The sequence below is a fragment of the Rhizocola hellebori genome (assembly GCF_016862955.1).
Lineage (GTDB): Bacteria > Actinomycetota > Actinomycetes > Mycobacteriales > Micromonosporaceae > Rhizocola > Rhizocola hellebori.
This window is the reverse complement of sequence record NZ_BONY01000055.1, coordinates 21,204-46,510: the sequence shown is the minus strand read 5'-3', so window position 1 is coordinate 46,510 and position 25,307 is coordinate 21,204. Positions and strand designations below refer to the sequence as shown.

At 66.3% G+C, this 25,307-nt stretch carries 31 protein-coding genes; 12 read left to right on the top strand and 19 right to left on the bottom strand.

The genetic code is table 11. From position 1 onward, the window contains the following. The first annotated feature begins 5 nt into the window (after nt 1-5). The 3 genes from Rhe02_RS34060 to Rhe02_RS34050 are packed head-to-tail and all read left to right on the top strand — an operon-like array spanning nt 6 to nt 2,130. A complete protein-coding gene (locus Rhe02_RS34060; RefSeq protein ID WP_203912570.1) occupies nt 6-494 on the top strand; it encodes an NUDIX hydrolase in 489 nt (162 codons plus the stop codon). Then, the gene (locus Rhe02_RS34055; protein WP_203912558.1) at nt 481-1,314 is read left to right on the top strand and encodes a nucleotidyltransferase family protein; all 834 of its coding nucleotides are present in this window, start codon (nt 481-483) and stop codon (nt 1,312-1,314) included. Before Rhe02_RS34060 ends, Rhe02_RS34055 begins: the two co-directional genes overlap by 14 nt. 9 nt (nt 1,315-1,323) lie before the next feature. Then, nucleotides 1,324-2,130, top strand: coding sequence for an alpha/beta hydrolase family protein (locus Rhe02_RS34050; RefSeq protein WP_203912557.1), 807 nt, complete (start codon nt 1,324-1,326; stop codon nt 2,128-2,130). Here the strand turns inward: Rhe02_RS34050 and Rhe02_RS34045 are convergent. After that, nucleotides 2,111-3,043 carry a bifunctional helix-turn-helix transcriptional regulator/GNAT family N-acetyltransferase gene (locus Rhe02_RS34045; protein ID WP_203912556.1) on the bottom strand — a complete coding sequence of 311 codons (933 nt, stop codon included), beginning with the start codon at nt 3,041-3,043 and terminating at the stop codon, nt 2,111-2,113. The genes Rhe02_RS34050 and Rhe02_RS34045 overlap by 20 nt on opposite strands. A 35-nt stretch (nt 3,044-3,078) precedes the next feature. Next, nucleotides 3,079-3,612: a HEAT repeat domain-containing protein gene (locus Rhe02_RS34040; RefSeq protein ID WP_203912555.1), complete on the bottom strand. Its 534-nt coding sequence runs from the start codon at nt 3,610-3,612 to the stop codon at nt 3,079-3,081. Nucleotides 3,613-3,632: 20 nt separating this feature from the next. Here Rhe02_RS34040 and Rhe02_RS34035 point away from each other — a divergent pair, with 20 nt between their 5' ends. Next, nucleotides 3,633-3,779, top strand: a complete 147-nt coding sequence (locus tag Rhe02_RS34035; protein WP_203912554.1) for a hypothetical protein — start codon at nt 3,633-3,635, stop codon at nt 3,777-3,779. A gap of 19 nt (nt 3,780-3,798) precedes the next feature. After that, nucleotides 3,799-4,407 carry an Asp23/Gls24 family envelope stress response protein gene (locus Rhe02_RS34030; protein ID WP_203912553.1) on the top strand — a complete coding sequence of 203 codons (609 nt, stop codon included), beginning with the start codon at nt 3,799-3,801 and terminating at the stop codon, nt 4,405-4,407. Nucleotides 4,408-4,456: 49 nt separating this feature from the next. Here the strand turns inward: Rhe02_RS34030 and Rhe02_RS34025 are convergent, their stop codons facing one another. The 6 genes from Rhe02_RS34025 to ctaE all read right to left on the bottom strand — a co-directional run bounded on the left by Rhe02_RS34025 (nt 4,457) and on the right by ctaE (nt 10,566). Further along, on the bottom strand, nt 4,457-5,527 hold the full coding sequence (locus tag Rhe02_RS34025) for an ABC transporter permease (protein WP_203912552.1): 1,071 nt from the start codon (nt 5,525-5,527) through the stop codon (nt 4,457-4,459). Next, nucleotides 5,524-6,429, bottom strand: coding sequence for an ABC transporter ATP-binding protein (locus Rhe02_RS34020; RefSeq protein WP_239124232.1), 906 nt, complete (start codon nt 6,427-6,429; stop codon nt 5,524-5,526). Before Rhe02_RS34020 ends, Rhe02_RS34025 begins: the two co-directional genes overlap by 4 nt. An 84-nt stretch (nt 6,430-6,513) precedes the next feature. Next, complete coding sequence (qcrB, locus tag Rhe02_RS34015; protein ID WP_203912550.1) at nt 6,514-8,109, bottom strand: cytochrome bc1 complex cytochrome b subunit; 1,596 nt, start codon at nt 8,107-8,109, stop codon at nt 6,514-6,516. Continuing rightward, nucleotides 8,106-9,188, bottom strand: a complete 1,083-nt coding sequence (gene qcrA, locus Rhe02_RS34010; protein WP_203912549.1) for a cytochrome bc1 complex Rieske iron-sulfur subunit — start codon at nt 9,186-9,188, stop codon at nt 8,106-8,108. The genes qcrB and qcrA overlap by 4 nt, the downstream gene beginning before the upstream one ends. After that, a complete protein-coding gene (gene qcrC, locus Rhe02_RS34005) occupies nt 9,185-9,958 on the bottom strand; it encodes a cytochrome bc1 complex diheme cytochrome c subunit (protein WP_203912548.1) in 774 nt (257 codons plus the stop codon). The genes qcrA and qcrC overlap by 4 nt, the downstream gene beginning before the upstream one ends. Continuing rightward, the gene (gene ctaE / locus Rhe02_RS34000) at nt 9,958-10,566 is read right to left on the bottom strand and encodes an aa3-type cytochrome oxidase subunit III (RefSeq protein WP_203912547.1); all 609 of its coding nucleotides are present in this window, start codon (nt 10,564-10,566) and stop codon (nt 9,958-9,960) included. The genes qcrC and ctaE overlap by 1 nt, the downstream gene beginning before the upstream one ends. Nucleotides 10,567-10,651: 85 nt before the next feature. Here ctaE and Rhe02_RS33995 point away from each other — a divergent pair, with 85 nt between their 5' ends. Together Rhe02_RS33995 and Rhe02_RS33990 are read left to right on the top strand one after the other, a co-directional pair. After that, nucleotides 10,652-11,533: a cytochrome c oxidase assembly protein gene (locus Rhe02_RS33995; protein WP_203912546.1), complete on the top strand. Its 882-nt coding sequence runs from the start codon at nt 10,652-10,654 to the stop codon at nt 11,531-11,533. Beyond that, the gene (locus Rhe02_RS33990) at nt 11,530-11,925 is read left to right on the top strand and encodes a response regulator (protein WP_203912545.1); all 396 of its coding nucleotides are present in this window, start codon (nt 11,530-11,532) and stop codon (nt 11,923-11,925) included. The genes Rhe02_RS33995 and Rhe02_RS33990 overlap by 4 nt, the downstream gene beginning before the upstream one ends. 43 nt (nt 11,926-11,968) lie before the next feature. On the opposite strand, the gene Rhe02_RS33985 is transcribed toward Rhe02_RS33990, so the two are convergent. The 5 genes from Rhe02_RS33985 to ctaC all read right to left on the bottom strand — a co-directional run bounded on the left by Rhe02_RS33985 (nt 11,969) and on the right by ctaC (nt 15,253). Continuing rightward, complete coding sequence (locus Rhe02_RS33985; protein WP_203912544.1) at nt 11,969-12,646, bottom strand: hypothetical protein; 678 nt, start codon at nt 12,644-12,646, stop codon at nt 11,969-11,971. Beyond that, nucleotides 12,643-13,524: an ATP-binding cassette domain-containing protein gene (locus Rhe02_RS33980; protein WP_203912543.1), complete on the bottom strand. Its 882-nt coding sequence runs from the start codon at nt 13,522-13,524 to the stop codon at nt 12,643-12,645. The genes Rhe02_RS33985 and Rhe02_RS33980 overlap by 4 nt, the downstream gene beginning before the upstream one ends. Continuing rightward, nucleotides 13,521-13,874 carry a GntR family transcriptional regulator gene (locus Rhe02_RS33975; protein ID WP_203912542.1) on the bottom strand — a complete coding sequence of 118 codons (354 nt, stop codon included), beginning with the start codon at nt 13,872-13,874 and terminating at the stop codon, nt 13,521-13,523. The genes Rhe02_RS33980 and Rhe02_RS33975 overlap by 4 nt, the downstream gene beginning before the upstream one ends. A 90-nt stretch (nt 13,875-13,964) precedes the next feature. Continuing rightward, nucleotides 13,965-14,390 (bottom strand): cytochrome c oxidase subunit 4, encoded by a 426-nt coding sequence (locus tag Rhe02_RS33970; RefSeq protein ID WP_203912541.1) that lies wholly within the window; start codon nt 14,388-14,390, stop codon nt 13,965-13,967. Further along, entirely contained in the window at nt 14,387-15,253 is an 867-nt protein-coding gene (gene ctaC / locus Rhe02_RS33965) for an aa3-type cytochrome oxidase subunit II (protein WP_239124231.1), read from the bottom strand. Before ctaC ends, Rhe02_RS33970 begins: the two co-directional genes overlap by 4 nt. 77 nt (nt 15,254-15,330) lie before the next feature. On the opposite strand from ctaC, the gene Rhe02_RS33960 reads away from it, so the two are divergent. Together Rhe02_RS33960 and Rhe02_RS33955 are read left to right on the top strand one after the other, a co-directional pair. Next, nucleotides 15,331-16,428, top strand: coding sequence for a cysteine desulfurase family protein (locus Rhe02_RS33960; protein ID WP_203912540.1), 1,098 nt, complete (start codon nt 15,331-15,333; stop codon nt 16,426-16,428). After that, nucleotides 16,425-16,640, top strand: a complete 216-nt coding sequence (locus tag Rhe02_RS33955) for a sulfurtransferase TusA family protein (protein ID WP_203912539.1) — start codon at nt 16,425-16,427, stop codon at nt 16,638-16,640. Before Rhe02_RS33960 ends, Rhe02_RS33955 begins: the two co-directional genes overlap by 4 nt. Here Rhe02_RS33955 and Rhe02_RS33950 read toward each other — a convergent pair. The 3 genes from Rhe02_RS33950 to Rhe02_RS33940 all read right to left on the bottom strand — a co-directional run bounded on the left by Rhe02_RS33950 (nt 16,633) and on the right by Rhe02_RS33940 (nt 19,425). Further along, a complete protein-coding gene (locus Rhe02_RS33950; protein WP_203912538.1) occupies nt 16,633-17,613 on the bottom strand; it encodes a carbohydrate kinase family protein in 981 nt (326 codons plus the stop codon). The two genes, Rhe02_RS33955 and Rhe02_RS33950, sit on opposite strands and share 8 nt — an antisense overlap. A 75-nt stretch (nt 17,614-17,688) precedes the next feature. Next, complete coding sequence (locus Rhe02_RS33945; RefSeq protein WP_203912537.1) at nt 17,689-18,054, bottom strand: HesB/IscA family protein; 366 nt, start codon at nt 18,052-18,054, stop codon at nt 17,689-17,691. A 177-nt stretch (nt 18,055-18,231) separates the two neighbouring features. Next, a complete protein-coding gene (locus tag Rhe02_RS33940) occupies nt 18,232-19,425 on the bottom strand; it encodes a glycerate kinase family protein (RefSeq protein WP_203912536.1) in 1,194 nt (397 codons plus the stop codon). 71 nt (nt 19,426-19,496) lie between these two features. Between Rhe02_RS33940 and nadA the strand changes: the two genes are divergently transcribed. The 3 genes from nadA to Rhe02_RS33925 all read left to right on the top strand — a co-directional run bounded on the left by nadA (nt 19,497) and on the right by Rhe02_RS33925 (nt 22,718). Continuing rightward, a complete protein-coding gene (nadA, locus tag Rhe02_RS33935; RefSeq protein WP_203912535.1) occupies nt 19,497-20,639 on the top strand; it encodes a quinolinate synthase NadA in 1,143 nt (380 codons plus the stop codon). Nucleotides 20,640-20,774: 135 nt separating this feature from the next. After that, on the top strand, nt 20,775-22,097 hold the full coding sequence (gene murA / locus Rhe02_RS33930) for a UDP-N-acetylglucosamine 1-carboxyvinyltransferase (RefSeq protein WP_203912534.1): 1,323 nt from the start codon (nt 20,775-20,777) through the stop codon (nt 22,095-22,097). 18 nt (nt 22,098-22,115) lie between these two features. After that, nucleotides 22,116-22,718, top strand: a complete 603-nt coding sequence (locus Rhe02_RS33925; protein ID WP_203912533.1) for a DUF3043 domain-containing protein — start codon at nt 22,116-22,118, stop codon at nt 22,716-22,718. Here the strand turns inward: Rhe02_RS33925 and Rhe02_RS33920 are convergent. Genes Rhe02_RS33920 through Rhe02_RS33910 form a run of 3 tightly spaced genes read right to left on the bottom strand, consistent with a single transcriptional unit; the run spans nt 22,715 to nt 25,303 of the window. Then, the gene (locus tag Rhe02_RS33920) at nt 22,715-23,659 is read right to left on the bottom strand and encodes an ABC transporter ATP-binding protein (protein ID WP_203912532.1); all 945 of its coding nucleotides are present in this window, start codon (nt 23,657-23,659) and stop codon (nt 22,715-22,717) included. The two genes, Rhe02_RS33925 and Rhe02_RS33920, sit on opposite strands and share 4 nt — an antisense overlap. Further along, nucleotides 23,656-24,459, bottom strand: coding sequence for an ABC transporter permease (locus Rhe02_RS33915; RefSeq protein ID WP_203912531.1), 804 nt, complete (start codon nt 24,457-24,459; stop codon nt 23,656-23,658). Before Rhe02_RS33915 ends, Rhe02_RS33920 begins: the two co-directional genes overlap by 4 nt. Then, nucleotides 24,452-25,303, bottom strand: a complete 852-nt coding sequence (locus Rhe02_RS33910; RefSeq protein WP_203912530.1) for an ABC transporter permease — start codon at nt 25,301-25,303, stop codon at nt 24,452-24,454. Before Rhe02_RS33910 ends, Rhe02_RS33915 begins: the two co-directional genes overlap by 8 nt. Nucleotides 25,304-25,307: the final 4 nt, after the last annotated feature.

Here is a 25,307-nt window from a genome sequence, read left to right as displayed (position 1 = left end):
GCCTTATGACGCTGGGATATAGCGTTTTCTATCGGTTGCCGGTCCACTGGCGCACCCGGGTGGTCAAACTCATCACCCCGCGGTATGTCCTCGGTTCGGTCGTTCTCATCTTCGACTCGGAAACCGTTGAACCGAAACGGATTCTGCTGTTGCGTCAGCCGCCCGGGCGCGGCTGGACTCTGCCCGCCGGTCTGCTGGAGAAACATGAGTCCCCGCTCGCGGGGGCGATTCGTGAGGCGCATGAGGAGACCGGCATCTTGCTCACCCAGGATCAGGTGCAGCCCGCTGTCCCCAACGCGATGGTGCACACCAAGGGACATTGGGTCGACATGGTTTTCACGGCCCACGTTCCGGCTTCCACCACCAAGCTGAGCGTCGACGGCGCCGAGGTGTGGGAGGCCGCTTGGCATGCCGTAGACCACCTGCCGAAGCTGACGGTCGCCACGGCTCGGCTGCTCGAATACTACGGAGTGCACGAAAATGACCGCACCTGACGACGTTTGCGCCGTGGTCCTCGCGGCCGGGCTCGGCACCAGGCTGCGTCCACTCACGACGGTCTTGCCCAAGGCGCTGGTGCCGGTGGGCAACGTCGCGCTGCTGGACCGCACGCTCAACAGGCTGGCCGCGGCGGGTTTGACCGGCCCGCGGCGGGTGGCGGTCAACGCCCATCACTTCGCCGACATGGTGGCCGCCCACGTGGGTGAGCGCGCCCATCTGTCCATCGAGGCCGAGCCCCTCGGGTCGGCGGGCGCCATCGGGCAGCTGCGGGAATGGATCGATGGGCGCGGGGTTCTGGTCATCAACGCCGACGCCTACGTCGCCGCGCCCGAGGGCGACCTCAACTCGCTGCTCGACGATTGGGACGGCCGCATCGTGCGAATGTTCGGCCGCAAGGCCGACGACGGCCACCCGCCTTTCGGTGGGCTCTCCTTCGCCGGCGCCTCCTTGCTGCCGCACGCGGAGGCGGCCGCGCTCAAGCCCGACTACTCCCATCTCGTGCTGACCACGTGGCGTCCGGCCGAGCGGGCCGGGCGGATGGAAGCGATCCCGCTGGAGGGCACCTACATCGATTGTGGGAGCCCGGCGGACTATCTGGCCGCCAACATGCACGCCGCCCGCGGGGAGAACATCATCGCGCCGGACGCTGTGGTGACCGGGCGGGTGCAAAGCAGTGTCATCGGCGGGGCGGCGACCGTGCAGGGTTCGGTGCAGCGCACGGTGGTGTGGCCCGGTTCGCAGGTCAGCGCCGAGGAGACGATCACCGATGCGATCCGGGTGGGGAGCGAGATGACGGTCGAGGTTACTCGCGCGTAATATCGCGGCATGCAGCTTCTCGTTGACCGTGGCACCGATCGGCTGTCGGTCCGGTTCTATGACAATGCTCGGGCCGAGACCGTCTTCGTCGTGTTCCCTGCGATGGGCGTGCCCGGCGGTTACTACGAAAGGCTCGCCGTGTCTTTGGTGGACGCGGGTTACGCCGTCGCCGTCGCCGACCTGCGGGGCACCGGCGAATCGACGCCAGCGCCCAGCCGGGGCAGCTCATATGGGTACGCCGAACTCCTCGACGACATAGGCGCGGTGCTCGAAGTGCTTGCCCCGCAACGGGAGGGCCGCAAGACAGTCCTGTTAGGACATTCACTGGGCGGGCAGGCGTGCGTGATGCGTCTTGCCCTCGGGCAGCAGGGCGTCGACGGGCTCGTGCTCATCGCGGTGGGCATGCCCTACTGGCGCATCTACGGCCGCCGCCGGCTCGGGGTGTTCGGCTATACCCAGGGCATCGCCGCGCTCACCGCGGTGCTGCGGGTCTGGCCGGGCTGGAGCTTTGGCGGCAAACAGGCCCGCGGCGTCATCCGCGACTGGGGTTACACCGGCCGCCACGGCGTCTTCCCGCCCCACCTCGGGGCAGAGGAGAAGCTGGGCGAGGTCAAGGTTCCGGTGCTCGCCATCAGCGTCGACCACGACCAGTACACGCCGCCGAACACCATGGACTACATCGTGGGCAAGCTGACCGGCGCCCAGGTCACCCGCAAACACCTCACCATCGAACAGGCCGGGATCCCGCTCGACCACTTCAAGTGGGTCAAGGCCGGGGCGGTGCTGGCCGACGAGTTCAAACAGTGGCTTCGCTGAGCCGCACCTGCCAGTTCTGGAAGGTCTGCATGCCGCCGAAGCGCTCTTCCTGCTCTTCGGAAATCAGCTGGAAGCCGGCCCGCTCGTAGATGCGGCGCGCGGCGTCGAGGTCTTTGTTGGTCCAGAGCACCATGTCGCGATAGCCCGCGTCGATGGCGAAGCGCAGGCATTGGCGCACAAGCTTTCCGCCCACGCCGAGCCCCCGTGCCCAGGGCTCCACGAACAGCAGCCGAAGCTGGGCGGTGGTCTCGTCCTTGCGGACACAGAAAATCGACCCGGCCGGGACCCCGTCGACCTCCGCGATCCAGGCGTCCTCCAGGCCGGGCACGTGGTTTTCCACGTAGTCGGCGACGATGCGCCCCACGAGCGCCTCGAAGTAGTGGTCGTAGCCGTATTCCTCCGCGTATACGACTCCCTGGCGGTGCGCCACCCAGCCCATGTCGCCGGCCACCGGTGGGCGCAGCGTCACCTGCGCGCCAGGCGCAGGCGTGTAGAGCAGACGCTCGATGGTGGACATCGCGGTGAGCAGCCGCATCTGATCGCTGTCGCCCAGCCGGTCGAGCAGCGCGGCCATCTCCAGCCCCGCATGCTGGTCGAGGGTGGCGAACACCCGCCGACCGCTCTCGGTGAGCTGCACGGTCTGGCGACGGCTGTCGGCCTGAGAGCGTCCCAACCGGACCACCCCGTCGGCCTCGAACCTGGTGAAGATGCGGCTGAGGTAGCCGGGATCGAGCCCGAGCCGGTTGCGCAGCTCGACGGTTTCCATCTGCTCGCCCTGCGAAAGCTCGTAGATCACCCGAGCCTCGGTGAGCGAGTAGGGGGTGGTCTGCAACCGATCGCCCAGCACCCCGATGGTGCGCGTGTAGAAGCGGTTGAACTGCCGCACCGCGGCAACCCGCTGAGCCGACGACATACGAGCCTCCCGATAATCTTTGACTGAGTCAAAGGTTACAGCGGGCGCTCCAGGCGATGGGTCATTGTCTCAATAGCCGAGAGGGCCGCGTCGCGAACCGACGGCTCGGGATCGTCTGTGCCGTCTCGCACCAGCTCCGCGTGTTCGCCCTCGCCCACCAGAGCGAGCGCCCGGATCGCGGCGACCCGCACCCGGGTCACCTCGTCGGTCACCAGCGCCGCGGCGGCTTCGGAGGCCTCGCCGATCTCCCGTTTGCGCACCACCTTGAGCGCCATTTCCCTTACCCGCCAAGCGGAATCGTCCAATGCCCCGACCACGGCCGGGACGGCGCGCGGCGACCACGCATAGAGCAGCCCCCTCGCCGCCCACACCCTCGGCCAGTACTCCTGCGCACCCAACTGTTCGTAGGTAGACAACAGCTCTGCGTGGGCACCGCCGAGCAGGGTGAGGGGCGGCCGGTCCGCAGCGTCAAACGAAACCTGTCCGGATAGGAGTTCAGCGCACCATAGCGCTACACTTTCGCCGCCGTACACCCGAGATGCCTCTTCTATCCGTTCCCGCGGGCTCATAAGCGCATTATCGTCATCCCATGGCGACGACACCTGAGCCGCAGCCCTCCACGCGCGGCACCGTCCGCAGCGGGAAAGCCAGAATTCTCGGCAGGATTGCCGCCGCGCTCATACTGTTGCCAATCCTGATCGGTATCGTCCTGCAGGTGCTCAACCTCTTGGCATGAAGCAGTGGAAGGAACTGGCATGACCAGCACTGAAGAAAGCATCACCACCACCCCCCAGCAGGCGCAGCCCGAAGAGGCCGCCGCAGACTCTGCCACGGACCTGTCCGCCACCGCAGAGGCAGCCCTCGACCGCGGCCGCGAGGCCATGGAGAAGGGCCGTGAGGCTGCCGAGCGCGTGGGCGACGCTGTCGAGCGCGCGGCCAACACGCTCGTCACCCGTTTCCGCAACACCGCCGAACTGACCGAAGACCGTGGCCAGACCACCATCGCCGACGAGGTCGTCGAGAAGATCGCCGGCATCGCCGCGCGTGAGGTGCCCGGCGTTCACGACCTCGGCGGCGAGGTCTCCCGGGTCTTCGCTTCGCTCAAGGAGCGCATCGGCATCGGCGAGACCAACAACGACGAGGCCGACCGCGGTGTGGCCGTGCGGCTCCAGGGCACCACCGCCGAAATCGACATGAAGATTGTCATCGAGTTCGGCTATGTCGTGCACTCGGTGACCGATGCGGTGCGCACCAAGGTAATCAGCTCGGTGGAGAACATGCTCGGCCTCGAGGTCACCGAGGTCAACATCCGCGTCAACGACGTGCACGTCCCCGAGAACGGCGACGCCGCACCGGCCGCCTGAGCCAACACCATCGCGGGAGCCAGCCTTTTCGGGCTGGCTCCCGTTTTGTTTACACGTCGTCCCAGCGGAACAGGAACGAGGCGATCGTTCCCACCACGATGGCGAAGCCGAGCAGGATCCCGATCGCGGGCATGGCGCTGCCCGGACCTTCCCCGCGCACCATCACCCCGAGCAAGGCCTCGTTGAGGTGCTTGAGGGGAAACACCTCCGACACGTTCTTCAGCCAGCCCGGCGCGTTGTCGAGCGGGAAGAACGAGCCGGACAGGAACGCCATCGGCAGCACGATGAGGTTGGCGATAGCGCTTGCCGCCTCAGGTGACTTGGCCCACGAGCCCGCCAGCAAGCCGATCGACATGAAGGCCAGCGTCGCCGAGACCACCAGCGGAATCGCCATCCACCAATAGTTGGACAGCTTCAGCCCGAAGTAGGGAAGCGACGCTATACCAACAAAAAGAGCCATCTGCACCAGAGCGACCAGCAAACTCACTGCCACTCGTGCGCCGACAATGCTGCTGGTGGGTACCGGGGAAAGCCGCAACCGGCGCAGAATCTTCTTCTGCCGCCAGGTCACCAGCGTCATCGCCGCGCCGAAGGTGGCGCCCACGGCGATCGCCCAGCCGAGAATGCCCGGCGTGACGTACTGGATGGTCTTGAGTGACCTGTCCTCCACCGGCTCGGCGTCGAGCGTGAAGGCGGGCGTGGAAACGCCTGCGGCAGCGAGGTTCGAGGTTTGCACCATGGATTCGAGCAAGCCCCGCACGATCCCCGATCGCACCACGTCGGCCGCCGCGTAGTGCAGCACCACGTTGCCGCCCTGCTGTTCCACCGCCGCGGCGTAGTCGCCCTTGCGGACCTGGTCCAGAGCCTTCTCCCGGTCGTCGACCTTGATCAGCGTGACGATCTGGCCGATATCGGCCCGGTCGGCGGCCGGCATCTGGTCGAACATGGCGACCGGGCCGATCTGCAGCACCTCAGACTTCGACAGCCCCGAATCCTTGAAGAGACCGCCGAAGAGCACGAGGAACATCAGCGGGAAGAGGATCGTGAAGAACATCGCCGTCCTGTCCCGGACGAAACCCAGGATCATCACGCGGGACAGGCTGCCCAAACCTCGGGTCATTCGCGGAACTCCCTACCGGTCAGGCTCAGGAAGACATCCTCGAGCGTGGCACCGCGCACGGAAAGACCGCGCATGGCATTGCGTTCCGCGAGCGCGGCCAGAACCTTTGCGGGAGTTCGGGTCGCGATGGTCAGCGAGATCCCGTCGTCGGTGACCTCGAGATCGGGGTCGGCGAGCGCCTGAGCGTCCACTTCGGACACTGAGCCGCTTTCGATGGAGATCCGGGTCGGCGCCTCCAAACCACGGACCAAGGTGGCAGGCGGCCCCAGCGCAAGGATCTTGCCATGGTCCATGATGGCGACGCGATCGCAGAGAATCTCCGCCTCGTCGAGGTGATGGGTGGTGAGCACCACGGTGTGCCCCTGCCCGTTGATGTCGCGCAACAGGTCCCACAGGTTGCGCCGCGCCTGCGGGTCGAGACCGGAGGTGGGTTCGTCGAGAAAGACCAGATCCGGATCGTGCACGAGGGCGCACGCGATCGACAGCCGTTGCGCCTGGCCGCCCGAGAGCTTCTCGGTGCGGGTATGCGCCTTTTCCGTCATGCCGACCAGATCGAGCAGCTCGTCGGCACGCGCAGGCCCGATCCCGTAAAGCGAAGCGAACAGGCGGATCTGCTCCCGCGCGGTCAGCCGCTCAAAGAAACTGCTCGCCTGAAGCTGCACTCCTATTCGTTTCATCAGCTCGGGTTTGCGGGGCCACGGCGAGGACCCCAACACCGAAACCTCCCCGGAGTCGGCCTCCCGCAGGCCCTCCAGGATTTCCAGGGTGGTGGTCTTTCCCGCTCCGTTCGGCCCCAGGATGCCGAAGAACTCGCCCTGCTGCACTTCGAAGGTCGCACCGTCGACGGCGTGCACTTCCCCGTAACTCTTGTGCAGCCCGGCAACCGCGATGGCCAAAGTCATGCCGATCATCCTAGGCGGCCCGATCAAATCAAAAAGGGCACCCGTTTCCTCCGGGCGCCCTTTTCGTTTGGTACCAAGCAAAAATTAGACTTTTTCTTTTTCCTTTTCCGAAATCTCGGCGGGCTTTGCACCATTGCTGCGCGGCTTGACCGGCTCTTCGATCGGTTTGAAGAAGCCGCGCAGGGCCGGGCCGAGCGCCCCGAGCCGGTTCATCTTCTTCGGCACCGTCCACCCGACATAGGGCAGCTCACCGTGACCGTGGTCGTCGACCGGGGCCAGCGGCTGGTGCACCTCGACGTATTGGCCGTTGGGCAGCAGCTTGATGATGCCCGTCTCCACGCCGTGCGCGAGCACCTCCCGGTCGTGTTGCTGCAGACCGAGGCTGATGCGGCGGGCCAGGTAGTAGGCGATCGGCGGCACGATCAGCAACCCGATGCGGCCGGCCCACGTCATCGCGTTCAGGCTGATGTCGAACTTGTCGGCGATGATGTCGTTGCCGCCGGAGAAGGCCAGCACCAGGTAGAAGGCGATGCCCGCGGCGCCGAGGCCGGTGCGCTCGGGCATGTCCCGCGGCCGCTGCAGCAGGTTGTGGTGACCCTTGTCCTTGGTCAGCCTCGCCTCGATGAACGGGTAGAGCATCGGCACGGTGGACAGGATGCCGGGCAGCACGACGGTGGGCCAGAACAGCGGCGGAATCGTGTACCCCCAAATCCTTATCTCCCAGGCCGGCATCAAACGGGTGGAACCGTCGAGGAACATGACGTACCAGTCGGGCTGGCTGCCCGCGGAGACCACCGCCGCTTCATAGGGCCCGAAGAGCCAGATCGGGTTGATCTGGAAAAGCCCACCCATCAGCGCGATCAGACCGAAGACGACCATGAAGAAGCCGCCCTGCTTGATCACATAGCGCGGGAACCAGCGCTCGCCGACCACGTTGTGGTTGGTACGCCCCGGCCCCGCCCACTGTGTGTGCTTCTGCACGATGACCAGGCCGACATGCACCGTGATCAGCGTGAGCAGGATCAGCGGAAGCAGGAACACGTGCAGGATGTATAGGCGGCTCAGGATGATCTCGCCCGGGAACTCGCCGCCGAACAGGGAGGCGGTCACCCACGAACCGATCACCGGGATGGACAGCATGATCGCCGAGGCGATCCGCAGGCCCGTGCCGGACAGCGCGTCGTCGGGAAGCGAGTAGCCCGCGAAACCCTCGGTGAAGCCCAGCCAGAACATCAACATACCGATGATCCAGTTGAGCTCACGCGGCTTGCGGAACGCACCGGTGAAGAAGATGCGCGCCATGTGGATCACGATCGCGGCCATGAACAGCAGCGCTGCCCAGTGGTGCATCTGGCGCATGATCAGACCACCGCGCACGTCGAACGAGAGGTTCAGCGACGTCTCGTACGCGCGCGACATGTGCACATCACGCAGCGGCAGATAGGAGCCCTGGTAGTTCACCTCTTGCATCGACGGGTCGAAGAAGAGCGCCAGGAACGTCCCGGTCAGCAGCAGGATGATGAAGGAGAACAGCGCGATCTCGCCCAGCAGGAAGGTCCAGTGGTCGGGAAACACCTTGTTCAGGATCCCGCGCAATGGTGTCGCGACCTGGAACCTGTCGTCGATCTCACCGGCGGTCTTGGCCGGGATCTCCTTGACGTTGAATTTACGTTTTCTCATGCTGCTGGCTTCTCCCAGAACGCAGGGCCGACAGGGACGCCGTTGAAGTCGTTCCTCGCCACCAGGTAACCCTCGCCGTCCAGCTCGATGGGGAGCATGGGCAGCCGCCGGGATGCCGGGCCGAAGACTGGCCGCGCATTTTCGGTAATTTTAAACTGCGACTGGTGACATGGGCAGAGCAGCAGGTTGGTCTGCTGCTCATAGAGGCTCGCCGGGCAGCCCGCGTGCGTGCAGATCTTGGAGTAGGCGACCAGGTCGCCGTACATGCCGCCCACGTTCACCGGGTGGTGGTGCAGCTGGCTGCGCAGGAACTCGGCGTCCTTGGGGCGCAGGCGAATCAGCAGCACCGGCGAATCGGCGTACTTGTTGGTCGCGCCGAGGCCGTCGGCCGTCATCGGGAACGCGGTGATCTGGCCGCCGATGCTGACATCCTCCGGCCGGATGGGCGTCATGTCCTCGCGCATCATCCGCACCATCTTGCCGCCGTTGGCTTCCGGGCTCCATCCGGTACGGAACAGCTCGTCCGGGTTGTGCGGATCCTTGATGAGCATGCCGACCGGCACCGCCAGCGCGGCTGCGCCCAGGCCCGCGGCCGGAGCCAGCAGCGCCACCTTCAGCAGCGGACGCCGGCCCAGCCCGAACTCTTCGCCGATGAAGGCGAGCGTGTTGCCGGTGAGCTTGCGCTCCTCCGGGTCGGAGCCGCCGTCGTGGCGGTCCTGCAACGCGATCTCGTGCGGCATGAGCTTCTTGCCCCAGATCAGCACCGCGAAGCCGATCAGGAACAGGGCCAGTCCGAGGCTCAGCCCGAGGATCGGGGTGTAGCCCTTCATGAACGAGTTGCCCGGCTTGTACTCCCAGCCGTCGGTGGCCGGAAAGTCGGTGAACGGCCACCAGATGTAGGCCGCGACGAAGATCAGTGCAGCGAGCCCGCTGAGCAGGAGCATGAACGCGACCAAGCGCACCATGCGCCGCTCCGCCTTGGATCCGGGCGGCAGATTCGGCTCGTAGTAGACGATGTCGACGCCATCGCGGGTTTTGGCACCCTCGCGGACGTACTCGAATCGGCTTTTCTCACTCATGACTTACCCGCTATCCAGAGCGCGGCGAACGCCAGCGCCACCATGCCGAAGAGGAAGATCGCCAGACCTTCGGTCACCGGGCCGAAGCGGCCCAGACCCCAGCCACCCGGGTCCACATCGGACTTCAGGTTCTGGACGTAGGAGATGATGTCGTACTTCTCCTCGGGCGTGAGCTGGTTGTCACCGAAGACCGGCATGTTCTGCGGCCCGGTGAGCATCGCCGCGTAGAGCTGGCGATCGGTGCTCAATTCGAGGGTGGGGGCGTACTTGCCACTGGAGAGCGCGCCGCCGCCGCCGGAGAAGGCGTGGCAGGACGAGCAGTTGACGCGGAAGAGCTTGCCGCCGTTGGCGATGTCACCCGCGGGCGCGGTCTGGCCGGCGAACGGAATCTCCGGACCACCGCCGAGCTCCTGGATGTAGGCGCCCAGCTGGCGCGCCTCGGCATCGTCGAACAACGGCTGCTTGCGCTCGATCTGGGCCTCCTGGCGGGCGGCCGGCATCCGGCCGGTCTCGACCTGGAACTCCACCGCCGCCGACCCGACACCCAGCAGGCTCGGCCCGCGGCCCTCGACGCCCTGGGCATTGTTGCCGTGGCAGCTGATGCAGCTCGTGTCGTAGAGCGCCTTGCCCTCTTGCGCCGCGGCGCTGAGCGGGGCGGTCGCCTGCGCGCTGGGCGAAATCAGCGTGTAGATACCGCCGGCAAGCACGAGCGCAGCCAACATCCGCAACGCGGCGGTCACCTTCCGCGCGGCCGGGCTACGCGTGAGCATTAGATCGCCTCCAGCAGGTAGATCATGAAGAAGAGTCCGACCCACACCACGTCCACGAAGTGCCAGTAGTAGGACACCACGATGGCCGAGGTCGCCTGGGCCGGCGTGAACCGGCCCATGGTTGTCCGGATCATGAAGATGATGAAGGCGATCAGCCCACCTGTCACGTGCAGGCCGTGGAAGCCTGTGGTGAGGAAGAACATCGACCCGAAGCCGTCGGTGTTGATCTTAATGCCCTCGGAGACCAGGGTGCGGTACTCGTTCACCTGGCCGAGAACAAAGATCAGTCCCATCACGAAGGTGAGGGAGAACCAGCGGCGAAGCCCGTGCACGTCACCTCGCTCCGCCCGCAGCACACCGATCTGGCAGGTCACTGAGGACAGCACCAGGATCACGGTGAAGACAGCCGCGTAGGGCAGGTTGAGCTCTTCGTAGCCATGCGCCCATTGCTCCGGCGCTGCCGCACGGATGGCAAAGAACATGGCGAAGAGCGCCGCGAAGAACATGAGCTCGCTGCTCAGCCAGACGATCGTCCCCACCGAGACCATGTTCGGCCTGGTCAGGGAATGGATCCGGCTCTTGTCGATAATGGCTGGGGCCGCAGTCACGCGATGATTATTGCCCCGCAAGCCACGTCCATGAGCACTGGGGTGCCCACATCGGTGCGTGTCGTGCCTGGCCTACTCTGGGGACATGCCCCCGTTTTCGGTTGAAGCCCTGTTCAGCCAGGCAGAGCTGGCTTCCTGGCTCGCCGTCGGGCTGGTCGCGGTGGCGGCTGCCTACCTCTACGGAACGCATCGGCTCCGCCTGCGCGGGGACAGCTGGCCGCTCTCACGCACCATCGTCTTCCTTGGACCGGGCCTGGGTTCGATCGCCCTGGTCACCGTGAGCGGCTTCGGGGCCTACGACACCACGCTGATCAGCGTGCACATGGTTCAGCACATGGTGCTGAGCATGGTGGCGCCCATCTTCCTGGCGCTCGGCGCCCCCATCACCCTCGCCCTGCGCACCCTGCCCGGCCGCCCCCGCAAGGCGCTGCTTTCCGTGTTGCACAGCCGGGTCGCGCGGATCCTCGCGTTTCCGCTCGTCTCCTTCGGCATCTTCGTGGTGAACCCGTTCGTGCTCTACTTCAGCAGTCTCTACGAGCTGACCCTGCACAACGGGTTCGTCCACGAGCTGATGCACGCGCACTTCCTCGCCACCGGCTGCCTCTTCTTCTGGCCGCTGGTGGGCCGCGATCCGCTGCCCGGCCGCTGGCCCTACCCGGCCCGCGCGTTGCTGATGGTGCTCAGCGTGCCGTTCCACACCGTGCTCGGGCTCACCGTCATGCAATCGGCCACCCTGCTGGGTGGTGACTGGTATCCGTCATTGCACCTGCCGTGGGTGGATCCGGTGGCCGACCAGGTCACCGCCGGAGGCGTGCTGTGGGCCGGAGGTGAAATCGTTTCGGTGGCGATGCTGGCCGTGCTGGTGGGGCAATGGATCCAGCAGTCGCGGCGGGAAGCGGCCCGGATCGACCGACAGCTGGACCGTCTCGAAGCCGCCGAAACCCCGCCGCTAGGATCTTTGGCATGACAGATCGCACTGTGCTGCTTTACAGCGACGATCCCGAAGTCCGCGAACGCATGAAGCTGGCCATCGGGACACACCCGCGGCCGGATCTGCAGGTGGAGTTCGTCGAGGCGTCGACCTACGCCGAGTGCGTGAAGCTCGTGGACGACTACGAGATCGATCTGCTGGTGCTCGACGGCGAGGCTTCCCCGGCCGGCGGAATCGGCATCTGCCGCCAGCTCACCGACGAGATCAAGAACTGCCCGCCGCGGGCCATCGTCATCGCTCGCGCCGCCGACCGGTGGCTCGCCGCCTATGCCAAGGCCGACGCCACGCTGCTGCACCCGCTCGACCCGGTAACGACCGCGGCCACCGTCGCCGACCTTCTCGAGCACCGCAGCTCCCTGACCGCGTAAAAGCGCGGGTGTCCGAATTGGACACCCGCGCTTTTGCCCCCCGTCAAGCCTTTTTCGGTCGTACCGGTGCGCTGCGCACCAGCAGGAAACCGAGGGCGGTCGCGAGCGCCAGACCCACCGTCAGGGTGACGATGCGCGCACCTTGTCCGATCAACGGCGGCAGCGAGCCGCCACCGATGATGGGGCCGAGGCCTACCGGGATCAGCAGGATGGCGTACCACACCCGCAGCCGGTAGAAGAGCAGCCCGATCGCCCAGCCGCTGAGCATGAACCCCCACAGGGCCAGGAAAGCCTCCCCGGTGTAGCTCGCCGCCGCGTTCCAGCTGTTGAGCGGATAGTCCACGGGCAGGAAGCCGGTCAGCCCCTGCGTGGCGAAGCCCGCCCGCTCCACCCCGAACCCGGCCAGCGACGCCACTTCGAAAAGGGCCGCTGTGGCCAGGGTGAAGGCGAAGACCGCGGCGAAATACGCCCGCCTGGTGATGCCGCTGGCGATGACCACCGTCAGGTTGACCGTCGCGAGCATGATGCCGATCACGAAGACGAACCAGCGCGGCGCCGCGCCCGCGGCCCCCTGCCACACGCTCGCGTCCATGACGTTTTCGATGTACGGGCCGAAGACCACGAAGCTCAGGACGATCGCGAGCACGAAGAGTGCCATCACCGCCCAGAACCACAGATAGACCGTGCGGTAGGTGGAGAACAGGTGCTTGAAGACGTTCATCGCACGATCCCTTCGGCCTCGGCGCGGGTCAGGTGCACAAAAAGGTCCTGCAGCGCAACCGGACCCAGCTCCAGGCCGGCCAGTTTGGCGGCACGCACCTGGGTGTCGTTCAGCTCGCCGTAGATGGTGGCTGCCTTGGTCCGGCCGAGCGTCTGCTGGCCGAGCACGGTCAGGCTCGCCACGAACGTGTCCACCACGTCGGCCGGGCCGGTGACCGTGACTCCCCTGCCCCGCAAGGCATCCGATTCCTCGTGCAGCACGAGCCTGCCCCGGTCGATGATGATCACCTCTTCGAACAGCGAGGCCACCTCCTCGATGAGATGGGTGGAGATGACGAAGGTGCGCGGGTGGGCGGTGTAGTCGGCGAGCAGCTCTTCGTAGAAGGCGTAGCGGGAGGGGGCGTCCATGCCGAGGTAGGACTCGTCGAACATGGTCAGCGGCGCCCGGCTGGCCAGCCCGACCACGATGCCCAGCGCCGATTTCTGGCCCCGGGAAAGGGATTGCACCCGCTTCTTGGTGGAGAGCTGGAAGCGTTCCAGCAGCTTTTCCGCGTAGTCCGAATCCCAGTCGCGGCGCAGCTGCCGCCCGGCGCGCAGCACGCTCGCAACGCGCTCGTTGTCGTAGACGTCGCCGCTTTCCCGGATGAGGCAGATCTGGCTGACGACACCGGCGTTCTCGAAGGGCTCGGCGCCGTTGATGAGGACCTCGCCGCTGGTGGGCCTGCGGAACGCGGCCAGCACCGACAGCAGGCTGGTCTTGCCCGAGCCGTTGCGGCCCAGCAGGCCGTAGATCTTGCCGCCGGCGAGGCTGAACGAGAGCCCGTCGAGCGCGTCGACGTCTCCGAAGCGCAGGCGCAGATCGCGCACTTCAATGCTCACGCTTGCTCCTTGAGGTGGTGGATGATCTCTTGTAGGTCGATGCCTACCGCGCGCGCCTCGGCCACCATCGGCCGGACCACATCGCTGAAGAACTTCTCGCGTCGCCCCGCCCGCAGCCTCTCCTGCGCGTCAGGGCTGACGAACATGCCGATCCCCCGCCTCTTGTAGAGGTAGCCGTCGTCGGTGAGCTGCTGGAACGCCTTCGCCGCGGTGGCTGGATTGATGCGATAGAAGGACGCGTATTGATTGGTGGACATCACTTGCTCATCGGCGGTGAGGTCGCCGTAGAGGATGTCCTTTTTGATCTTCTCAGCGATCTGCTGATAGATCGGGCTTCGGTCGTCGAACATCTTTAGTTCGCCGGTTCACTACTCATGTAATGAACCATAGAGCTGAAGAAGCCCGCCTGTCAAAGGCGGGCTCTGTCAGATCTTGGAAGGTCAGTGCTCGGCGACGCGGCGCGTTCCCGTGTAGTACTCGAACAGCAGCGCACACGACGACAGGATCACCGCGATGAGCCCGAGACCGATCAGCCACCACCAGAAGAAGACCACGCCCAGCCCGGCCACCGCGACCGAGGCCGCAATGCCGAAGGGCCAGTAGCTGCCGGGGCTGAAGAAGCCGATCTCGCCCGCGCCGTCAGCGATCTCGCCATCGATCCTGTCCTCCGGGCGCAGATCGATGCGCCGCGAGACGAACCAGAAGTAGCCGCCGACCATCGCGCACAGCAGGCCCGACAGGACCAGGGCCGTGGTGCCGATCCAGTCGGGGCCGTTGAGCGCCGAGTCGCTCCAGAACCAGTACACGACGGCACAGGCGAACAGGAAGCCGGCAAGGCCAACGAAGAGACGGTATTCGGTCTTCATGAGTTCGCCGCCTTCGAGTCGCGCTTGGTTTCGAACGGCTCCGTGGTCACCGCGTAGGCCTTGTCGCCGGTGAACCCGATCGCCTCCATGGCTTCCGGCTGAGTCTTACCCGACTTCAGCGCCGCCAGGTACTGCTCGAACTTCTCCGGCGAGACGGACACCAGCTCAAAGTTCATCATCGAGTGGTAGGTGCCGCACAGCTCCGCGCAGCGGCCGACGTAACGGCCCTCTTCCTCGATGGTCACCTGGAACTCGTTGCGCGTGCTGCCAGGGAAGACATCTCGCTTGAAGAGCAGCTCCGGCACCCAGAACGAGTGGATGACGTCCTTGCTGTGCTCCTCGAACAGGATGGTGCGGCCGGTCGGCACCACCAGCAGCGGGATGAGGCTGCTCGTGCCGGTCACCGAAGCCTCGGTCTTGGCCGCCTCGCCGGGGCCGCTGCGGTAGTTGAACTGCCAGTTCCACTTGAACGCGACCACCTCGACGGTGACGTTCGGGTTGGCCGAGACCTGGTTGACGTTGGTCTGGATCACCGCGGTGTAGTAGAAGAGCACCGAGACCACGAGGAACGGCAGAACCGTGTAGAGCACCTCGATGGGCAGGTTGAACCGGGTCTGCACGGGCAGGTCGGTGCCGCGCTTGCGGTAGCGCACCACGCACCAGAAGATCAGGCCCCAGACGAAGAAGCCGACGGCCAGCGCCGCGACGACCGAAGCGATCCAAAGGTCGTACATCTTCTCGGACTGCTGGCTGATCCCGCCTTGCGGCCAGCCGAAGCCGTCAAAGGTCTCGCCCACATCGCAGCCCGCAAGCAGGGACGCAAGCCCGGCCACGGTGATAAAGCCGCCGATCCTCCTAAGCACGGTCGCAGAGTACTTCACCTAACGGTCCAGAGTGGTCTTGGGGTGGGGCGTGTTGGCCCTTGACGTAACGTCAAGGAGTGCAGCCTGCATATTTTGATGCCGCGACCGCGGTTCCGCTGCACCCGGTCGCGAAAGAGGCGCTGATCGCGGCCCTCGACGAGGGCTGGGCCGACCCGGGCCGGCTGTATACCCAGGCGCGTCGCGCGCGCCTGCTGCTGGAGGCCGCTCAGGGTGCTGTTGCCCAGATTTTGGGGGTACGAAGCGACGAGGTCACCTTCACCCCCAACGGCACCGAAGCCGTGCGCGCGGCCATCTCCGGCGCGCTGGCCGCCCGTAAACGGGTCGGGCAGGTGCTGGTGCACTCGGCGGTCGAACACTCCGCCGTGCTGCACGCCGCGGGTGAGCAATCTGTTTCCGTGAAAGTGGACAACACCGGCCGGATCGACAGCGCCGCATGGGAATCCGCGATCGACCAGCCGGGCGTCGGGCTCGCCGCGCTGATCAGCGCCAGTCACGAGGTGGGCACGCTGCAGCCGGTCGAGTGGGCCGGTGAGGTCTGCGCGCGGCACGGGGTTCCGTTGTTTGTGGACGCTGCCATGTCGGTCGGGCGGATCCCGGTACCCGACGGATGGAATCTGTTATCAGCAAGCGCTCGCAAGTGGGGCGGCCCGGCCGGAGTGGGCGTTCTGGTGGTGCGCAAGGCCACCCGATGGGTCTCGCCCTGGCCGCACGGGCAGGGCTCGCTCGATCTGCCGGCCATCCTCGCCGCCGCCGCCTCGCTGCAAGCGGTGCACGCCGAGGCGGCTTCGGAAAACGCGCGCCTGTCAGCGCTCGTCGACCGGATCAGGGCAACGGTGGCCGCGACCGTGCCCGATGTGGAGATCGTCGGCGACCCCGGGCAGCGTCTCCCCCACCTGGCGACCTTCTCCTGCCTCTACGTCGACGGCGAGTCCCTCTTGCACGCCCTCGACCGGCGCGGCTTCGCTGTCTCGTCCGGCTCCTCGTGTACCTCGTCCACCCTGCAGCCGAGCCATGTGCTGGCCGCGATGGGCGCGCTGACGCACGGCAACATCCGCATCTCGCTCCACCGGGAGACCACATCGTCCGATGTGGACAGATTTTTGGCCGAGCTGCCCGGGATCGTCAAGGACCTGCGAGCCGAGGTGGGCATGTGACGGCCGAGCTGAACTGCCTCGGTCAGCGCTGCCCGCTGCCGGTCATCGCCCTGGCCAAGAAGCTGCCCACGGTCGCCATCGGCGACATCGTGCGGGTGCTCGCCGACGATCCCGCGGCAGCCGTCGACATCCCGGCCTGGTGCCGGATGAGGGGCCAGGAGTTCCTGGGCTCACCGGCACCAGCCGCGTTTGAAGTGCGCCGGATCAGTTGAGGCCCAGGAACGGGCGAACCTCGGCGGCCGCCTCGTCGCCGTAGGACTCGGCCAGACGCTTGACGAAGATGTCCGGGTGCACGTCGTACTCCTGGCCGCCCGCGGTCTCCAGGACCAGGGTGGCCAGCAGCGAGCCGACCTGGGCGGCCGAACGCAGGCTCAGACCCCACGACAGCGCGGCGAAAAAGCCGCCACGGAAGCCGTCGCCGACACCGGTCGGGTCGTAGGCGTGGATCTCCCGCGCGATCGGGACGTGGATGCGCTCGAAGCCGCGGCCGGTGATCTCGACGCCGCCCTTGCCGAGCGTGGTGACCCGGACCTCGACGCGATCGAGGATCTCCTCGGCGTTCAGGCCGGTCTTCTGCTCAAGCAGGGAACGCTCGTAGTCGTTGGTCATGAGGTACTTCGCGCCGTCGATCAGCTGCAGCACCTCCGCCCCCTCCATGCGGGCCAGCTGCTGCGACGGGTCCGCGGCGAAGGCGTAGCCGCGCTCGCGGCACTCCTGGGAATGGCGCAGCATCGCGACCGGATCGTTGGCGGCAACGATCACCAGGTCGAGGCCGCCCACCCGGTCGTGGACCGGCTGCAGCTCGATATTGCGCGCCTCCGACATGGCGCCGGCGTAGAAGCTGGCGACCTGGCAAAGATCGTTGTCAGTGGTGCAGACGAAGCGTGCCGTGTGGGCCGTCTCACTGATGTGCACCGAGTCGGTGTCGACGCCGTGGCGCTCCAGCCACGAGCGGTAGTCGGCGAAATCGGAGCCGACCGCGCCGACCAGAATCGGGCGCAGACCGAGCTGCCCCAGCCCGAAGGCGATGTTGGGAGCCACCCCACCGCGGCGAATAATCAGGTCATCCACGAGAAACGACAGCGAGACCTTGTCGAGCTGATCGGCGATCAGCTGGTCCGCGAAACGTCCCGGGAAATGCATCAGGTGGTCGGTGGCGATCGAACCGGTCACCGCGATCTTCATAACTGCCTCGGTTTTTTTGGGGGAAAGACAACGGGGCCACCCTAGCAAGGGTGGCCCCGTTTACCGTTCATTCACTCAGTGGAACGAGTCTCCACACGCGCAGCTACCGCCCGCGTTCGGATTGTCGATCGTGAAACCCTGAGCGTCGATGCGGTCGGCGAAGTCGATCGTCGCGCCCATGAGGTAGGGGGCGCTCATCCGGTCGACCACTACGCCTACCCCGTTGAAGTCCTTGACGACGTCACCATCGAGGTCACGCTCGTCGAAGAACAGCTGGTAACGCAGGCCGGAGCAGCCGCCGGGCTGCACCGCGACCCGCAGCCGCAGGTCATCGCGGCCTTCCTGCTCAAGCAGGGCCTTGACCTTGACCGCCGCAACCTCGGTGAGGTTGATACCGGTCGTGTCAGTGGTGGTTTCGGTGCTGGTGGTTTCGGTGCTCACTATCGCTCCCAGCTGTCGGGCCAAATCTGTGCTGTTCGACGTCAGTGGTAACGCTAGCTCACTTGAGCTTGATTCCCAGTTTGAGCCGCGACCCGATCGCCGTGATCCGCCGCTGGGAGCTGTGGTCTTCGCCACCCACACCCATCAAAAATGGAATCACTCAAGAAACAGGCTAGATCAACGGCGTGAATACTGCCCGGCCATCCGGGCGCTGAGCTCCCGCAACCCTCTCGCCGGCGCGGTCATCGCCAGATCCACATCGCCGAAGTGATCGACCAGGGAGTGGGCTTCGGTGATACCCGCCGCCCCCTGCTCCCGCCGGCCTGTCGTCACCCGCCCGGCCAGCACCACACATGGCACGCCGTGGTCCCGGGCCGCCCCGGCCACGCCGGCGATGACCTTTCCGCGCAGCGACTGATGGTCGAACGAGCCCTCCCCCGTGATCACGACGCCCGCTTCGGCCACCGCCTCGCCCAGGCCCGTCTCGGTGAGGATCAGGTCGATCCCGGACACGATCCTGCCGCCGAGCGCGAGCACGGCCGCGCCCAGCCCGCCCGCCGCCCCGGCCCCCTTCAGCGCCGCCAAGTCTTGCGGGCACCCGGGCAGATCCCGTTGCAGCACGGCGGCCCAGTTGGCCAGCGCCGCATCCAGGAGCACGACGTCGGCCGCTGACGCGCCCTTCTGCGGCCCGTAGACCGCCGTCGCCCCCTGCTCCCCCACCAGCGGGTTGTCCACATCAGACGCCCCCACCAACTCCACCCACCGCTGCCCAGCCGCCGCGCCGCCCACGCCGCGCGCCGGCAAGATCGTCGTGATTGCGGCGGGGGGCGCGGGAGCGGCGGAGGTGGGGAGGGTGAGGGCGGCGGCGCGGCGGAGGACGGCGCCGCCGGGCGGGAGCGGGTTGCCCTCCCGGTCAAGTGGCTTGAAGCCAAGGGCGGCAAGGAATCCCGCCCCGCCGTCGTTGGTGGCCGAGCCGCCGAGTCCGATGATCAGCTTGTGAGCGCCTTGGGCGGTGGCGGCGGCGACCAGCGCGCCTAGCCCTGCCGAGGTGGTGATCTTCGGGTCGCGTTCGCCGGGGGCGAGGTGGTGCAGGCCTGTGGCCTGGGCGCTTTCCAGATAAGCGGTGTCGCCGACGATGAGCACGGATCCGGTGACCACGCGTCCGAGCGGATCGGTGGTGGGGACTTCGATGAGGTCGCCGCCCAGGCTCGTGTGAAGAACCTCCAGGAAGCCTGGGCCACCGTCGGCTACCGGACGCAACACCAGCTCGTCGCCGGGGGCCACCGAACGCCATCCTTCGGCGATGGCCTGCGCGGCCTCGACAGCGGTCAGGGTTCCGGCGAACTTATCCGGGCAGATCACCACTCGCATGAGGGTGGAGTGTGGCAGCCCACACCGCTAGGGGCGGCACGCGGGGGGATGGGTGGAGGGATGATGAGAGCGTGACTGCTCCCGTATTGCTTCTGCTGGGCCGCGGCAGGGACGCCGGTTCAGAGCGTGGCGTCGACTGTCCGGGTGACCTGCCCGCACCGAGCGATCCCCATTTGGTTGAGCGGGCCAGAGCCGCGAAAGCGGCGCTCGGCAACCGGGTCTTCGTGCTTGGTCACCACTACCAGCGCGACGAAGTGATTCAGTTCGCCGATGTCACCGGTGACTCCTTCAAGCTGGCCAAGGAGGCGGCGGCCCGGCCCGACGCCGAGTTCATCGTCTTCTGCGGCGTGCACTTCATGGCCGAGTCGGCCGACATTCTGACCTCGGAAAACCAGCGGGTCATCCTGCCCGATCTGGCCGCCGGTTGCTCGATGGCCGACATGGCCGTCCTGGAGCAGGTGGAGCAGTGCTGGGACACGCTGGCCGACCTCGGGATAGCAGAGTCAACCGTCCCGGTCACCTATATGAACTCCTCCGCCGACATCAAGGGCTTCGTCGGGCGGAACAAAGGCGTCGTCTGCACCTCGTCCAACGCCAAACGCGCCCTCGACTGGGCTTTCGCGCAAGGCGACAAGGTGCTCTTCCTGCCCGACCAGCACCTGGGCCGCAACACGGCGGTGCTGGAGATGGGCTTCTCGCTCGACGACTGTGTGCTCTACGACCCGCACAAGCCTAGCGGTGGCCTGACCGCCGACCAGCTGCGCAGCGCCAAGATGATCCTGTGGCGCGGGCACTGTTCTGTTCACGGGCGCTTCACCTTGGAAACCGTCAACGATGTGCGTGAGCGGGTGCCCGGGGTGAACGTGCTGGTACACCCCGAATGCCGGCACGAGGTGGTGACCGCCGCCGACTATGTGGGCTCCACCGAGTTCATCATCAAGACCCTCGACGCGGCCGAGCCCGGCTCGAAGTGGGCGGTGGGCACCGAGCTGAACCTGGTCCGCCGCCTGGCCGACGCGCACCCGGACAAGCAGGTCATGTTTTTGGACAAGACGGTCTGCTATTGCTCCACGATGAATCGCATTGATCTGCCGCATCTGGTCTGGGCACTGGAGGAGCTGGTGGCCGGGCGGGTACCTAATCAGATCACCGTCGAGGCCGCAACGGCCCATCACGCGAGGGCAGCTTTGGACCAGATGCTGGCGTTGCCGTAGGCAAATAACTACTGAATGTGATGGGTGCCATGTCTGATTCGCGGCACCCGTACGTTTTTTGCCCACGTGCGTTCCGTCACACGTCACTCAGGGCTATGCTGCGACGGGTTCATTCATCGTTCATCGGAGGACCGTATGTCGGATGTGCTCGTCGTTAACGGGGGAGCCCCGCTTCGTGGCGAAGTGAGGGTGCGCGGCGCGAAGAACCTGGTCTCCAAGGCCATGGTCGCGACTGTGCTGGGCGACGGAATCAGCCGGATGTACGACGTTCCGAAGATCCGCGATGTCGATGTGGTGCGCGGCCTGCTGGAGCTGCACGGCGTCAAGGTCAGCTACGGCCCCGAGGGCGAGCTGGTCTTCGACCCGTCCAATGTGGAGCGCGCCGGCGTCGACGAGATCAACGTTCACGCCGGGTCGAGCCGCATCCCGATCCTGCTGTGCGGCCCGCTGCTGCACCGGCTCGGGCACGCCTTCATCCCCGAGCTCGGCGGCTGCAACATCGGCGGCCGCCCGATCGACTTTCACCTGGAAGCGTTGCGCCGCTTCGGCGCCATCGTGGAGAAGGCCCCGGAAGGGCTGCACCTCTCCGCGCCCGACGGCCTGCACGGCATCAAGTTCCAGCTCGACTACCCGTCGGTGGGCGCCACCGAGCAGATCCTGCTCGCGGCGGTCATGGCCAAGGGCGTGACCGAGCTGAGCAACGCCGCGGTCGAGCCGGAGATCATCGACCTGATCTGCGTATTGCAGAAGATGGGCGCGATCATCCGGGTACACACGAATCGGGTTATTGAAATTGAGGGTGTGGCTCGGCTCGGTGGCTTCTCGCACCGGCCCATCCCCGACCGGATCGAGGCTGCGAGCTGGGCATCGGCCGCGCTCGCGACCAAGGGCAACATCTTCGTGCGGGGCGCGCGCCAGGCCGACATGATGACCTACCTGAACACGTTCCGCAGTATCGGCGGCGAGTTCGAGGTCGACGACTCCCCGGGCGGCGGCGGCATTCGCTTCTGGCACCCCGGCGGCGACCTGAAGGCCGTCGCGCTGGAGACCGACGTGCACCCCGGGTTCATGACCGACTGGCAGCAGCCGCTCGTCGTCGCGCTCTCCCAGGCCAACGGCCTGTCCGTGGTGCACGAGACCGTCTACGAGAAGCGCTTCGGCTACACCGCCGCGCTCAACCAGATGGGCGCGAACATCCAGGTGTTCCAGGAATGCCTCGGCGGCACACCCTGCCGCTTCGGGCGGATGGGCTTCCGCCACTCGGCGGTCATCGCCGGCCCGGCCAAGCTGCACGCCACCGATCTGATCATCCCCGACCTGAGGGCTGGTTTCAGCCACCTGATCGCCGCCCTGGCCGCGGAGGGCAAGTCGAACGTGCACGGCGTTGACCTGATCAATCGTGGCTATGAGGATTTCGAAGCGAAGCTCACTGGCCTCGGCGCGGATATCGCGCGATAAACCCAGTACCCTTGCGCCGTGGCATTGTTCTCGAAGAAATCCGACACCAACCTCCCCGCTGTTGCAGCCGAGGAGGAAGTGGTGCATGTCTCGCGCTCGCACACGCCGAGCAAAGGCAAGGCCACCCCGAAGCGCACCGAGGCCCAGCGCCGCAAGGCCGAGCCGCCGCCGGCCAACCGGCGTGAGGCGCTGAAGCGCTCGCGCGAGAAGTCGAAGGCCGAGCGGGCCGAGGCCTACGCCGGGATGAAGGCCGGTGACGAGCGTTACCTGCTCCCCCGGGACAAGGGCCCGGAGCGGGCGCTGGTGCGCGACATCGTCGACTCCCGCCGCACGGCCGGCCCCTACTTCTTCGCCGGGGCCTTCCCGCTGCTGTTCCTGCTCCAGGTGCGCAGTGTCAATGCGGTCGTGCTCGCGGCGAACATCATCTGGTTCATGCTCGCCTTCGCCGTGGTCGTGGACAGCGTGTTCATCAGCCGCAGGATCAAGAAGCTGATCACTGAGCGGCACCCGAAGACAGACCAGAAGATGAGCTCGCTCTACTTCTACGGCATCATGCGCGCGATCTCCTTCCGCAGGCTGCGCATGCCGAAGACGCGCGTCCAGATCGGCGCCAAGATCTAGCTCGACAGGTAGAGCCGGGAGATCACGTCCTCGATCTCCGGCTCGGCGATGCTCAAATCGCGAAGCGAGCCGATCTGCGTCAGCTGAGAGATGAGCGGGCCTACCTCGTCGACCGCGAAGATCAGCCTGGTACCGGTGCTCGACTCCAGTTCCACGCCAGGAAGCCGGATGTCGGTCTGGATGGGCTCATCGAAGTCGGCGATCACCCGGCGCCGTGAGCGATATCGGTCGTGCAGGGCCTGGATCGTGCCGTCGTGCACCACCCTGCCGTGATCGATGACCACGATGCGCTGGCAGAGTCGCTCAATGTCGGCCAGATCATGGGTGGTCAGGATCATCGTGGTGTCGCCCTTCTCCCCCAGCTCGGCGAGGAAACCGCGCACAGCCTGCTTGCTCACCACATCGAGGCCGATCGTCGGCTCGTCGAGGAAGAGGATCTCCGGCCCGTGCAGCAGGGCTGCGGTCAGCTCGCCGCGCATCCGCTGCCCGAGCGAGAGCTGCCGCACCGGGGTTTGCATGAAGGCGTCGAGGTCGAGCAGATCGCGGCAGCGATCGAGGCGAAGCGCGTGCTCGGCCGCGGGCACCCGGTAGATGTGCCGCAACAGGTCGAACGAGTCGCCCAAGGGCAGGTCCCACCACAGCTGCGAACGCTGCCCGAACACGACCCCTATCCGGCGAGCCAGTTTCACCCGCTGCGGCACAGGCGTGAAACCGCACACGCGCACGTCACCTCCGGAAGGCATGAGCACGCCGGTGAGCATCTTGAGGGTGGTCGACTTTCCGGCCCCGTTCGGGCCCAGATAGCCGACCATCTCACCTCTTTCGATGGCCAGGTCGACGCCGTCCACCGCGGCGACGACACGTTTCTGGCGTCTGATGGCCCCGGCCTTGACCCGGACCACGAATTCCTTGCGCAAACCGCGGGCTTCGATGACCTTCACGACCCAGTGCTCCTGTAATGACGCACGCCGGTGCGCCAGATCAAGGCCGCGACCCCGGACGCGGCGATCCCGACCAAAGGGCTTGCCCAGCCCAGCCACGCCGGCCCGCCCAGCGGATCCGGATCGCCGAGCAGGGCCAGGCCCGGGTAGTAGGCCACGAAAGCAAACCCGAGCCCGAAAGCGAACATCCTGCGGAACCAGCCGCCGTAGATGGAGATCGGATAGGAGGTGAGATCCCTGCCGCCGTAGGTCAAGGCGTTCGCCAGCTCGCCGGACTCCACCCACCAGATGGCCACGGTCGCGGTCGCCACGAAGAACGCGGCGAAGAAGACCGCGCCGAAGAGCGGGGCGCTAACCACGAGCACGACACGGCCAGGCGTCCAATCGATGTCGGCATAGGACAGCGCCACCACGTAGACCGCCCCGGCATAGACCACGCGCCCAGCCCGGCGGAAACCCACATCGTTGGCGAGAAGCTGCGGCAGCACGCCCAAGGGGCGGATCAACATCGCGTCGAGGGTGCCCATCCGGACGTAGTTGCGCATCCGCTCGATGTTGCCGACGACCAGATCGGCTATGGAGAACGCGGTCAGGGCTATCCCGAAGAAGACCAGTGTCTGGCTGATCGAGAACCCGCCCAGCGCCGGGACCCGCGAAAAGATCACGAGGACGGCGATCAGGTCTGCGCCGACGATGATCGAGCTGCCGATCAGGTCCAGCCAGAAGCTCGTCCGGTACGAGGCCTGCGCCCGCCCTTGCGCGCCAACGAGTTTCGCGTAGATGCGAAGTGACTCACCCACCCTGGATCACCATCTTGCGCTCGGCGCGGCGCTGCACGACGTGACAGGCCCAGAGCATCAGCACGGCCCAGAAGACCTGTACCCCAACTATCGCCAGCTGGACTCGGAAGGGGTCCCGCTCCACGAAGATGTCCATGGGCGCCTGCAACATCGACGGGCCGGGGGTACCGAGCCAGATCAGCAGGGCCGCCCATTGCGGCAGGAACCTGATCGGAAAGTAGAGCCCGCCGAACAATCCGGAGACGAACAGCCACACCATGACGACGCCTCGATGATCCAGCAGCCAGAATGCGCTGGCGTTGACCAGGTACCGGCAGGCGAAGCAAACGATGACTGCGAGCAGCACCGAGATCGCGAACAGCGGATAGGTGCTCAGATCCTGCGGCAGATACATGTCGAAGACGATGACCCCCACCGCTACCGGCGGGAGAAACCGGAAGATCATCCCGTGCGCGGCCCGGCCCAGGTCGACGGCGAGGTAGTTCAGGACCGGATGGATCGGGCGCAGCAGGTCGGTGACCACGTCCCCGGACCGGATCCGGTCCGCGAGATCCGCGTAGCCCCAGAGCATCACGACACCAAGCAGGCCTTGCCCTGTCCAGACGTAGGCGGCCAGCTGTGGGCCGGTATAGCCGGCCACCACCGGGGTGAGCGCCGCCATGGCCAACATGACGTAGGTGCGCAAGAACCCGAACATCGTGTTGGTCGCGAGCGCGGCCACGGTGGCCTGGCGATAGGTCCAGAAGCGACGGAAGCCAGATGCGGCAATTGCCCCGATTAGTGAAGCGAACTCGGCGAAGTTTCGGATTGTGACGCGATCCGTAGTGGCGGTGACCAAGCCCACCTGA